Source organism: Bacteroides sp. 2_2_4 (assembly GCF_000157055.1).
GTDB classification, from domain to species: Bacteria; Bacteroidota; Bacteroidia; order Bacteroidales; family Bacteroidaceae; genus Bacteroides; species Bacteroides ovatus.
In genome coordinates this window covers 45158-56837 of record NZ_EQ973360.1, presented here as the reverse complement: position 1 = coordinate 56837, position 11680 = coordinate 45158, and the positions used below count along the sequence as shown (strand labels likewise).

The following is an 11680-nucleotide window of genomic DNA, read 5'->3' as shown; positions in this document are numbered from 1 at the left end:
AAACGATAAACCGTAAATGATAAATCGGAAACAATAAAGAGTGTATTGGAGCTCTCTTTAAAAGTATTACCCCTGTTACAGTTCAATTTGTAACAGGGGTAAACTTTGTGTTTAGGGGGGCTTTGACACCTGCTAATTATTTATGGCCGGCTCGTTTCTTTTTAGTATCCGAAAATCTGTTCTTGGGTCAATTCTTCAATAGGACCTACAGCTTTCAATTTATCCAGCTCCAAATCTTTCTTATCTCCCAGGATGCAATAAACATACGTACGTCCTTTTACCCATTGCTTTTGGAAATCGACAATATCTTTTAGCGACATGTTCTGTATGTCGTTGTAGAGCTTGATGCGCGGGTCTACGTTTTGCCCTAAATCTTGTGCATTGATATAACTCCAGATAATGTCACCTTTGATGATACGTTCGGTGCGCAGACGGTTGGTTAATCCGTCTTTAGCCAGTTTGAAAGCAGCTTCGGATTCCGGCATATTATTGATGATGTCATTAAATGTAGTGACGGCATCAATCATTTTGTCGTTTTGCGTGGCAATCTGTGTACGTAGTACATAGGGATACTTCAAGTAGCTCGGCGGCATTATGCTAGCCCAGGCGGAATAAGCCAATCCACGTGTTTCACGCATTTCCTGGAAGACGATAGAGTTCATGCCCCCTCCGAAGTATTCATCATATAATGCGCGGATAGGTTCAATGGCAGGATCATACTTCTTATCGAGATTGGATATCTGTGCCATGTATATTTGCTTGGCGTCATAAGGAGCTACTAGAACTTTAGTAACGGGAGTTTCGAGATAAGCATACTCGTTTCCGGCAGGAATATCCTTCAGGGTTGCCGGAACCTGATGATATTGGTTGATGGTAGCCAGTAAATCTTTGCTGCTGCTTGGGCCGTAGTATAAAATACGGTGCTTGTAGCTGTTCTGATTGTGAATCCGGTCTACCAGTTCCTGTGGATTCATATTTGTCAGTTCCGCCTCCGTCAGTAGATTGGTGGCAGGGGATTTGGGACCGTACATGGCAAAGCTCATCAAACGGGAGAAGTTCTGTCCCTGATTCAGTTTGGCGTCCGAACGGGCTTTCAGTATATCGCTGGTCATATTAGTATAGGCTTCCTTATTAACCTGCGCATCTGCCAGTAGCTTTTCGAATAATTGTACGGCAGCAGGCATATTCTCATTCAGTCCGGAAAGTACGACATACGTGCGTTCGTTACCCGGAGAAACATAGAAAGTACAAGCCAGGCGATAGAATTCACTTTTCAGTTCTTCCGGTGTCATGTCCGAAGTACCGAGATATTCGAGATAATCGAATGCTGTTCCCAAAGCTTTGTCATGGTTGTTTCCCATATCAAAGACATAAATCAATTGGAACAGGTCATTGGCTACATTCTGTTTGTAAAGAACCGGAATATCCGATTTTGCCTTTAATTGGCTCATATCCTTTTGATAGTCGAGGAACACAGGCTCAATCGGTTTGACTGCGCTTTCCTGTACCTCCACAAGGAACGGACTGGCTACATCACGATTGGTTATGATAGGAGTAATCTCCGGTTTCGTCATCTTCTTTTCGTTCGGGTCTTTTCCTTGCTTTTTGTAGATAACGGCATAATTATCTTCTTTCAGGTATTTGTTGGCGAACGCTACGATGTCTTCTTTGGTCAGTTTGGCCATACGGTCGATGGCAGTAACTTCATTTTTCCAGTCTGTGCCGTTAATAAATGAGTTGACAAACATATCGGCACGTCCTTCGTTGCTTTCCATGTTTTGCAGTTCACCGAGTTTGAAATTGTTGATGTTCGCTTCCAGCATTTTCTCGTCGAACTCTCCGGCACGGAGCTTCTTGATTTCGCTGAGTAGCAAGTCTTTTACCTCTTCCAGTGTTTGTCCTTGTTTAGGAAGTCCTCCTAACAGCAATGCAGAGTAATCTGCCAGTCCCATCGGGTAACCGTAACTATTCAAGACCTTCTGTTGCTGGTTCAGATCAAGGTCGATAAGTCCTGCCTTTCCATTGTACAATACTTGCGAAACGACTTGCAGGATTTCAAAGTCTTTGTCGGATACACCGGGGAATCTCCAAGCCAATGCAACGCTTTCGGCATCCGGACCTAACACCTCTTTTACAACAGGTTGCGTGATTGGCGCCTCTTTCGGAAGGTCCAGTTTCGGGAGTTCCGGATTGGGTTTCAATCCACCAAAATATTTATCGATTAATGCAATTGTTGCATCCGGGTCTAAATCGCCAGACATACAGATTGCCATATTGTTGGGCACATACCATTGTTTATAGTAGTTCTTGATATTCGTGATAGAAGGATTCTTTAGGTTCTCCTGTGTACCTAACACAGTCTGCGTTCCATAAGGATGCTTGGGAAAAAGAGAAGAAAAAATAGCTTCCTGCACTTTGCTGTTGTCACGGGTGAGTGACATATTTTTCTCTTCATATACAGCTTCCAATTCAGTATGGAAACCACGAATTACATTGTTTTCAAAACGATCTGCCTGAATCTTCGCCCAGTTGTCTATCTGGTTGGAAGGAATGTCTTCCTGATAGACCGTCTGGTCATACCAGGTATAAGCATTGCTGCCGGTAGATCCGATGGCTGCCATTAATTTGTCATATTCATTAGGGATAGCATACTTGGAAGCTTCGTAAGAAAGGCTGTCGATGGTGTGGTAGATCGCCTTACGTTCCGCTTCATCCGTAGTCTTACGATAAATTTCGAACTGTTGTTCGATTGCATCCAGCAGAGGCTTTTCGGCCGCGTAGTCTTGTGTGCCAAACTTGTCGGTGCCTTTAAACATGAGATGTTCGAAATAATGGGCAAGTCCCGTCGTTTCTGCCGGGTCATTCTTCCCGCCCACTCTTACTGCGATAAATGTTTGTATGCGCGGAGTTTCCTTGTTTACGGTGAGGTAAACCTTTAGTCCGTTATCCAGTGTGTAAATGCGGGCTTTTAGCGGGTCATTGGGCACTGTTTCGTAGCTATACTTCTTTTGTGAGCTACAGCTGCAAATCACTAATGCCAGGAAGAGTGACAAGCAAGAAAGTTTCAATCGTTTGTTCATAATATGACAACATTTTAATAACAAAAACAAAGGTAGCAGAATTTTGCTTATCTTTGTCCCCGATATCTGAAATTTGTAAATAATAAAATTGTAAATCAAATGATTACTATTGAACAACTTAAAGACGTGAAAGAGCGCACTGATGCGCTGAGGAGGTATCTTTGACATCGACGGGAAGAAAATTCAAGTCGAAGAAGAGCAATTAAGAACACAAGCTCCGGGATTCTGGGATGACCAGAAGAGAGCCGAAGCTCAAATGAAACTGGTGAAAGACCTGCAAAAGTGGATTGAGGGTTACAACGAACTCAAAACGCTGGCAGACGAACTCGAACTGGCATTTGATTTCTATAAAGAAGAACTGGTGACTGAGGAAGATGTAGATGCTGCTTATGCAAAAGCCAGTGAGGCGGTAGAGGCACTCGAACTCAAAAATATGCTTCGTGATGAAGCCGACCAGATGGATTGTGTGCTGAAAATCAATTCAGGTGCCGGTGGTACGGAAAGTCAGGACTGGGCTTCCATGTTGATGCGTATGTATCTGCGTTATGCCGAGACGAATGGTTATAAAGCTACCATTGCCAACCTTCAGGAAGGGGATGAAGCCGGAATCAAGACTTGTACTATCAATATCGAAGGTGACTTTGCTTATGGTTATTTGAAAGGAGAGAACGGTGTGCACCGTTTGGTTCGTGTTTCTCCCTACAATGCGCAGGGTAAACGTATGACCTCTTTTGCTTCTGTGTTTGTTACTCCGTTGGTAGATGACAGTATTGAAGTTAATATTTTGCCTGCCAATATCTCTTGGGATACGTTTCGAAGCGGTGGTGCCGGTGGACAGAATGTGAATAAGGTGGAGTCCGGTGTCCGTTTGCGTTATCAGTATAAAGACCCTTATACCGGTGAGGAAGAAGAAATCCTGATCGAGAATACCGAAACCCGTGACCAACCGAAGAATCGTGAGAATGCAATGCGTCAGTTACGTTCTATCTTATATGATAAGGAATTGCAGCACCGTATGGCAGAACAGGCGAAGGTGGAAGCCGGTAAGAAGAAAATCGAATGGGGTTCTCAAATCCGAAGCTACGTATTTGATGACCGTCGTGTGAAAGACCACCGTACCAACTATCAAACCTCGGATGTGAACGGCGTGATGGATGGCAAAATAGATGGTTTTATCAAAGCTTATTTGATGGAGTTTTCTTCACAAGAATCATAAAAAATAAAATTAGCAAGAATTATTTTTGGAAAGTTAATAGATTTGTACTTACTTTGTTAGCGTTGAACTTTAAAGCTAACTATTATGGGTAAGGTGAAGAAAAAAGTAGCAATTAGTAAGAAAGAAGAAGAACAAGCCCAGAAGGTTGTCAAAATAGTGTTCGTCTCATTAATTATTTTGGCATTGATTATGCTGATCGCATTTTCCTTTTTCGGCTGATAAGTTCGCCACAAATTATACGGTTAACCCAGATTGTTTGGTTATTGATAGGATAAATATCAAATCCGATCTGTGTTAATCTGCGTAATTTGTGGCGAACTCTTTGTTTTGTAATGCATTTGTGTTCTCTGTAATATAAATGTAACTTTTCTGTCATTTTCCCGTAGTTAATTTGTCATCTCCGTGTATCCTCACAGTTGTACTTTTGCCGTGAATTTAGTAGCAGACAACTGAAATGAGTAGAATCAGAACAACCGTCGTTATGCTTTTGCTGGCGACAATGGCCTTTGGACAGGCAAAAGAAGATGCAGGGGATGGTAAGATGCTGGATAAACAGACCATGGAGTTTAAGGATTATCTGCCGGAGATTCACGGAACAATCCGGGGAAAGTACGAATATCAGACAGAAACAAGTGAAAGCCGTTTTGAAGTACGTAATGCACGCTTCAGTGTTTCGGGAAATGTGCATCCGATAGTTGCTTATAAAGCGGAAATCGACCTTTCCGATGAAGGCTCTATCAAGATGCTTGATGCGTATGCACGTGTTTTTCCGGTGAAAGACCTGAATTTTACGATTGGTCAGATGCGCGTTCCTTTCACAATAGACGCTCACCGCTCACCACATCAGCAGTATTTTGCCAACCGTTCATTCATTGCCAAGCAAGTAGGAAATGTGCGTGACGTTGGTTTTACGGCTGGCTATACGAATAAAGGTGGCTTCCCTTTTATCCTTGAAGGAGGATTATTCAACGGCTCCGGTTTGACCAATCAGAAAGAATGGCATAAAACGCTGAATTACTCCATAAAAGCACAGTTACTGCCTAATAAGAACTGGAATCTGACACTTAGCACCCAAATGATAAAACCGGAAAATGTACGGATTAATATGTACGATGCCGGTATCTATTATCAGAATGACCGTTTTCATATTGAGGCGGAATATTTATATAAAATGTACGGCCACGAAGCATTTAAAGATGTTCATGCGGTGAATAGTTTTATTAATTACGATTTACCATTAAAGAAAGTGTTCAATAAAATCTCTTTCCTGGCTCGCTATGATATGATGACCGATCATAGTGATGGCAAGATGGATGAAACGACAAAAGCTCTGATTATAAATGATTATGCCCGACATCGTGTGACGGGTGGAATCACGCTAAGTCTTTCCAAAGCTTTCATTGCCGACCTCCGATTGAACTTCGAGAAATATTTCTATAAGAACTCCGGCGTTCCAAAAGAATCGGAACGGGACAAAATCGTGATTGAGTTTATGACGAGATTCTGAAATAAATTGAGACTTGAAAATTGAGAATTGTAGTTTTCTGATACATGATGTGAGATGTCAAACTATCATTTTTTAATTCTCAATTTTCAATTTTTAATTTATCTTTGTGCCATGGCACAGGAAATAGAACGTAAATTTTTAGTTATCGGTGAATTCAAGTCTTCGGCTTTTGCGCAGAGTCATATTGTGCAGGGGTATATCAGTAGTGCTCGCGGGCGTACTGTCCGGGTTCGTATTCGGGATGAAAAAGGTTATCTGACAATAAAGGGAGCTTCTAATGCTTCCGGTACCAGTCGTTATGAATGGGAAAAGGAGCTGGCCTTATCAGAAGCAGAAGAATTGATGAGGCTTTGCGAACCGAGGATTATTGACAAGACCCGTTATTTGGTACGTAGTGGCAAACATGTATTTGAAGTCGACGAGTTTTATGGTGAGAATGAAGGACTTATTGTGGCAGAAGTAGAGTTGGAATCGGAAGATGAGGCTTTTGTAAAACCCGACTTTATTGGTGAGGAGGTAACGGGCGACATACGCTACTATAATTCACAGCTAATGAAAAAACCGTATAAAACGTGGTGAGCGTTAACAAATAAACCGTATATTTGTTCTTATATAAAAAAGAGAGCAGTGTATGGATATGGAACAGTTGTACAGCTATGTGCCGCGTGAATTGGTTACTTTTGTTTTAGTAACCTTGTTTTCTTTATTAATCGGACTTTCGCAACGTCGAATCAGTCTGAAGCGTGAGGGGGAAACTACTCTTTTCGGAACCGACCGCACCTTTACCTTTATTGGTATACTGGGTTACTTGCTTTATATCTTAGACCCTACGGATATGCGTCTGTTTATGGGAGGTGGAGCGGTATTGGGATTGCTGTTGGGATTAAACTATTATGTAAAGCAATCACAATTTCATGTTTTTGGTGTAACTACCATCATTATTGCCCTGATTACTTATTGTATGGCTCCTATCGTAGCTACCCAACCTTCCTGGTTTTATGTTATGGTAGTTGTGACTGTGCTCCTGCTGACAGAACTCAAACATACTTTTACAGAGTTTGCGCAACGGATGAAGAATGATGAAATGATTACGTTAGCCAAGTTCTTGGCTATCAGCGGTATCATATTACCGATGCTTCCGCATAAGAATCTGATTCCGGATATTAATCTTACTCCTTATTCTATCTGGTTGGCAACGGTAGTAGTATCCGGCATTTCCTATCTCTCTTATCTATTAAAGAGATATGTATTCCATGAATCCGGAACGTTAGTTTCCGGTATTATTGGTGGATTATACAGCAGTACGGCTACGATCTCGGTACTTGCCCGTAAAAGCCGGAAAGCCTCTGAACAGGAAGCTACTGATTATGTTGCTGCCATGTTGTTGGCTGTCAGCATGATGTTTCTGCGATTTATGATACTGATACTTATTTTCAGTAGAGAAATCTTCCTGTCTATTTATCCGTATCTGTTGACTATGGCGGTGGTGGCGGCTATTGTTGCTTGGTTTATCCATTCCCGACAAAAACGACCGGAAGACCAGCCTGCTGAAACAGAAGAGGATGATAGTAGCAACCCGTTGGAATTTAAAGTTGCTTTGATTTTTGCCGTACTCTTTGTGATATTTACTTTCTTAACTCACTATACGTTAGTGTATGCGGGCACAGGCGGATTAAATCTCTTGTCTTTTGTTTCCGGTTTTAGTGATATAACTCCTTTCATCTTAAACTTGTTGCAAAATACAGGTAGTGTGGCTGCATTGATAATTACTGCTTGTAGTATGCAGGCTATTATTAGCAATATAATGGTAAACATGTTCTATGCTCTATTCTTTGCAGGGAAGGGGAGTAAACTTCGTCCTTGGATTTTGGGAGGATTCGGTGTGGTAATTGCTTGTAATCTCGTTTTGTTGCTGTTCTTTTATATTTAAGAAAGGGGAGCAATTGATCGTTTTTCATTAGTCCTAGTTCTAGTAATTTACTATTTTGTCGAATATAATCGATGAAATAGATGTGTTTTTGTCGACTATATTCGATAAAAATAATCTATATTTGTCGAATATAATCGATAATGTAAAATGAATAAGGAACTGATAAAAGGATTGATAGCTGAATATCAGCAGTTTGTAAAGAGCGTGTCATTCGTGAAACGTGCGGTGACTCTATCTGATAACTTCAATTATGTCTTTGTAGGTTTACGTCGGGTTGGGAAGTCTTATTTGATGTATCAGCAGATACATCATTTAATAGAGATAGGTATTTCACCGGAAGAGATTCTTTTCTTTAATTTTGAGGATGAGCGAATAGCTGGTATGGATACAGAACATCTTGATATGATAAAGAGATGTTATGAAGAGATGTATTCTCATCGTCCTATATTTTTTTTAGATGAAATACAGATTGTACCGCATTGGGAACAATTTGTCCGACGGCTTGCCGATCAGAAGTACAGGGTTTATGTAACAGGGAGCAATGCTAAGATGTTGAGTAAGGATATAGCTACTACTCTAGGGGACGTTTTATGATTCAATACGTCTATCCTTTCTCATTCCGTGAGTATTTGTCATCTAACGGTGTTCAATTAGATAAGCTTTGGATTTATAAGAACCGTTCGGAGGTAGTCCGACATTTCGATACTTACTTTCGTTTTGGTGGTTTGCCTGAACTGTTAGTGGCCGAGGGACAAGAGAAGCGACAATGGCTGAGTAGTCTTTTTAATAAGATATTCTTCGGTGATTTAGTGGCTCGTTATTCTATTCGAAATGATATGGCGTTAAAGGTACTCATTCGAAAACTGGCTGAAAGCGTGAAGCAGCCTTCTTCTTTCACTCGTCTGGCTAATTTAGTATCTTCCACAGGCAAGAAGATTACCACTGATACTATTATAGACTATTTGAATTATCTGGAAGATACCTGGATCATGTTTTCTTTAGAAAACTACGCTAGTAAGTTAGCCGATAAAGTGTCCAATAAAAAATATTATTTTATGGATAATGGAATACTTAGTCTGTTTTTAATGGATCCGGAAACTTCTTTATAGGAAAATCTCGTGGCAGTTACATTAAAGAAACGGTATGGTGATGCTTTATATTTCTATCATCGGAATATAGAAGTAGACTTTTATCTGGATGAAGGGCATAAGGCCATACAAGTATCATATAGTTTAAAAGATCCGGAGACTCGAAAACGAGAAGTGAATGCCTTACTGAAACTTGCAGAAAATGTGGCAGTGGATGATCTGTGTATTATTACCAGAGACGAAGAGGAAATGATCGTAGAAGGAGAGAAGACGATTCGGGTTGTGCCGGTGTGGAGGTGGTTGCTGGATGATGAAGGATGAATAAGCTATTCCTGATTTGTAAAGATGCCTGGATAATAAAAATTCAGGACTAAATATTAAAAGAGGGTATGCCAGATTAATGTGCACCCCTCTTTTTTATTATATTTAAAAATCACATGAAATCTTTTATCTAATGATTGCTAGTAACGTGTCTTGTTTTTTACCACTGCCAATCATTTACATTATAAGTTGCTTCTACTGTATTTTCGATATTGTCGGGTAGATTATGGAAGAAATCTATGCCAGTTTCTTGTTCCAAAGCATCAATCGACATGAGATATTTCTTTGGGTCTTTTTTGTCAGGATCATCTTTAAGATTTTCGTGAGGCATATAAAATCCTATTGCTTTATAATTATCTCCGCTACGGAAAAGTACTGCCATAAAGAAATATTTTGGAATAGCTATCTCATTTTTTATATATCCTTTTATCATGCCTTCTCCAATAGTTCCTCCTTTTACAACATATAGTGTATCTGTTGATCTTGAAATGTTATATCCCCATGCTTGTACTTTGTCTTCTCCCGTATTCCAGGCACTTCCACTTTGATTGAATCCGTTACCAGATTGCGGGCTTATGTTTGACATATAGAATGTTTGTTGATTGGCCTCTTTGGAGTACTGTCTGTCTGATGATGCGCATAAATGCCCTCTAGTATATCCGGAATTTGTATAGTCGTTGTGCTTTGCCGCATATTGTGATGGTAATTCAGGATCGGGTTTGTATGCTTCATTACGTCCAACATTTCCGCCTGTTGTATTGTCGAAACGATAAGCTATCCAATAAGAATGTTTATACTTGTAACTGTATTCCAAACTATAAGTTGGGTAATCTTTGCCATTCCGTTTAGTTGTATGAGTGATAAATTGGTTCATACTTCCACCTTTTAACGCTGGAATCTCAAGCATGCTTGCATATCCCGAAGGTTTTTCCGGATCTGGAACAGGATTTGAACCATTGCCTGCTAATTGTTTGAGTGTGAATTTGGCCTCCTCTTTTCCGGCTGTGATTGTAATAATGACACTTCGTTCAGCTCCGGTATTTGCTTTCATATATCCACTGATAGAGCCATTTCCATTGCCGGATGTTCTACTCAATGTACACCAAGTCTCACTACTTGAAGCCTGCCATGTGCCATCAGCTTTTACACGAATGATAAATCCGCCTCCATTGGCATTGATTTGTGTTTGGTCAATAGAGGCAATTCCTTGATTGGTATTGCCTGAGTTGTCTGGAAGTTCAGGCGAATCCTGTTCACTACATGAGATTGCAGTGCTACAAGTTATGAACAGGATGAATAGTTTAAATAATGCTTTTGTCATTTCACTTCTTTAATTAGATAAATAATAGTAGGCAAGTGATCGCTATATCCGTTTAGCCATACACCACCTGCCTGTGTCCGTTTAGGATATCCTTTATATTTTCCTTCTTTTTGGAACATAAAATCACGGCTGAAGATTTCATGTTTATAGAATTTCAGTGTACTGCGGTCAGTGCCCAACAAATTTCCGGTGAATACAATTTGATCGAACAAATTCCATTTACCTTTGTACATCAGAGTTCCATATCCTTTCTTCAAAGTATCCCACCATGGATTGTACAAGTCTGTAGGACCTGCATCAACAGGTTTCCGTTTAGCTCCAAGTGCTACAGCCATACTTTTATCCATCGGGTCATCGTTCATATCCCCCATGATAACAATTTTGGCTGCGGAGTCTTCCCTTAACAGTGAATCTTTGATAGCTCTAACTTGTTCTCCTGCGCGTTCACGTGCTGGAGAAGCGGCAGCTCTCGAAGGCCAGTGATTGACGATAAAGTGCATTTTCTCATCTGCGATATTGCCGCTGGCAATCAGGAAACCACGTGTCTTATGCACTGTATCATTGATATATACATAAGGTACGAGTTTACTATTTGTCAGTTCAAACAATTTGGGATTATAGAAGAAAGCACAGTCCACACCACGTTGATCTTCTCCTTCGTAGTGAACATATCGGTACCCTCTGTCTGCTAAAGCCGGTTGCTTCAGTATGTCTTCCAATACTCTGTAATTTTCGATTTCAGAAACGCCGATAATGGCGGGACCCATTGGCAACTTGTCGGTACTTAACAGGCTTAATATTTCCGACATGTTTTTCAGCTTAGCCTTATACTTCATCGTATTCCACTGATTAGTACCGTTAGGAAGATACTCGTAGTCATTCTTACCTTCATCGTGAATGGTATCAAACAAATTCTCCATATTGTAGAACGCTACACTGTAGAGGGCAAATTTCTTTTCCTGTCCATAGGCCATGAGGACGAAAAGAGCGAGTACACCTAAAGTCATTAAGCTTTTTTTCATCTTTGAAATTGATTTTAAAAGTGGGTAATTTGTCATTTGTATGACAAATATCTAAAAAGAAAACGAAAAACCCACCCTTACGAGTTACTTTTTTTGTAAAAAACATTGTTATTTATAAAATTCTTTGTTATTTTGCGTAACAGCTTATTTCATTTGTATTGCAAAGCGAAAGACCAATTAACATTAATATAAATT

The 11680-nt window shown here is 40.3% G+C and carries 8 protein-coding genes and 1 pseudogene; 6 read left to right on the top strand and 3 right to left on the bottom strand.

Annotated elements, in window-relative coordinates; genetic code table 11:
- Positions 1–161: 161 nt before the first annotated feature.
- Positions 162–3080, bottom strand: coding sequence for a M16 family metallopeptidase (locus tag BSCG_RS14365; RefSeq protein ID WP_032849521.1), 2919 nt, complete (start codon positions 3078–3080; stop codon positions 162–164).
- A 99-nt stretch (positions 3081–3179) separates the two neighbouring features.
- Here BSCG_RS14365 and prfB point away from each other — a divergent pair.
- From prfB to BSCG_RS14390, 6 genes and pseudogenes are all read left to right on the top strand, one after another.
- Positions 3180–4296 (top strand): peptide chain release factor 2 gene (prfB, locus tag BSCG_RS14370; RefSeq protein ID WP_143256892.1). Its coding sequence is split into 2 segments (ribosomal slippage): positions 3180–3242 and positions 3244–4296, totalling 1116 coding nucleotides; the frame shifts between segments, so codons are not numbered across the junction.
- Between the two features lie 84 nt (positions 4297–4380).
- Positions 4381–4515 (top strand): hypothetical protein, encoded by a 135-nt coding sequence (locus BSCG_RS30760; protein WP_004299554.1) that lies wholly within the window; start codon positions 4381–4383, stop codon positions 4513–4515.
- Between the two features lie 235 nt (positions 4516–4750).
- Positions 4751–5803, top strand: coding sequence for a porin (locus BSCG_RS14375; protein ID WP_008776009.1), 1053 nt, complete (start codon positions 4751–4753; stop codon positions 5801–5803).
- A gap of 111 nt (positions 5804–5914) precedes the next feature.
- Positions 5915–6382: a CYTH domain-containing protein gene (locus BSCG_RS14380; protein WP_008776008.1), complete on the top strand. Its 468-nt coding sequence runs from the start codon at positions 5915–5917 to the stop codon at positions 6380–6382.
- 58 nt (positions 6383–6440) lie between these two features.
- Positions 6441–7733, top strand: coding sequence for an MgtC/SapB family protein (locus tag BSCG_RS14385; protein WP_008776007.1), 1293 nt, complete (start codon positions 6441–6443; stop codon positions 7731–7733).
- Between the two features lie 147 nt (positions 7734–7880).
- A pseudogene (locus tag BSCG_RS14390) lies at positions 7881–9142 on the top strand (ATP-binding protein).
- Positions 9143–9302: 160 nt separating this feature from the next.
- Here BSCG_RS14390 and BSCG_RS14395 read toward each other — a convergent pair.
- Both BSCG_RS14395 and BSCG_RS14400 read right to left on the bottom strand, forming a co-directional pair.
- Positions 9303–10463 (bottom strand): DNA/RNA non-specific endonuclease, encoded by a 1161-nt coding sequence (locus tag BSCG_RS14395; RefSeq protein WP_004299559.1) that lies wholly within the window; start codon positions 10461–10463, stop codon positions 9303–9305.
- Complete coding sequence (locus BSCG_RS14400; protein WP_004299560.1) at positions 10460–11485, bottom strand: endonuclease/exonuclease/phosphatase family protein; 1026 nt, start codon at positions 11483–11485, stop codon at positions 10460–10462. Before BSCG_RS14400 ends, BSCG_RS14395 begins: the two co-directional genes overlap by 4 nt.
- Positions 11486–11680 lie beyond the last annotated feature (195 nt).

Coding starts and splice junctions, on each gene's coding strand:
- BSCG_RS14375 (WP_008776009.1), top strand. CDS start 4,751: ATGAGTAGAATCAGAACAACCGTCGTTATGCTTTTGCTGGCGACAATG.
- BSCG_RS14385 (WP_008776007.1), top strand. CDS start 6,441: ATGGAACAGTTGTACAGCTATGTGCCGCGTGAATTGGTTACTTTTGTT.
- BSCG_RS14395 (WP_004299559.1), bottom strand. CDS start 10,463: ATGACAAAAGCATTATTTAAACTATTCATCCTGTTCATAACTTGTAGC.
- BSCG_RS14400 (WP_004299560.1), bottom strand. CDS start 11,485: ATGAAAAAAAGCTTAATGACTTTAGGTGTACTCGCTCTTTTCGTCCTC.
- BSCG_RS14380 (WP_008776008.1), top strand. CDS start 5,915: ATGGCACAGGAAATAGAACGTAAATTTTTAGTTATCGGTGAATTCAAG.
- BSCG_RS14365 (WP_032849521.1), bottom strand. CDS start 3,080: ATGAACAAACGATTGAAACTTTCTTGCTTGTCACTCTTCCTGGCATTA.
- BSCG_RS30760 (WP_004299554.1), top strand. CDS start 4,381: ATGGGTAAGGTGAAGAAAAAAGTAGCAATTAGTAAGAAAGAAGAAGAA.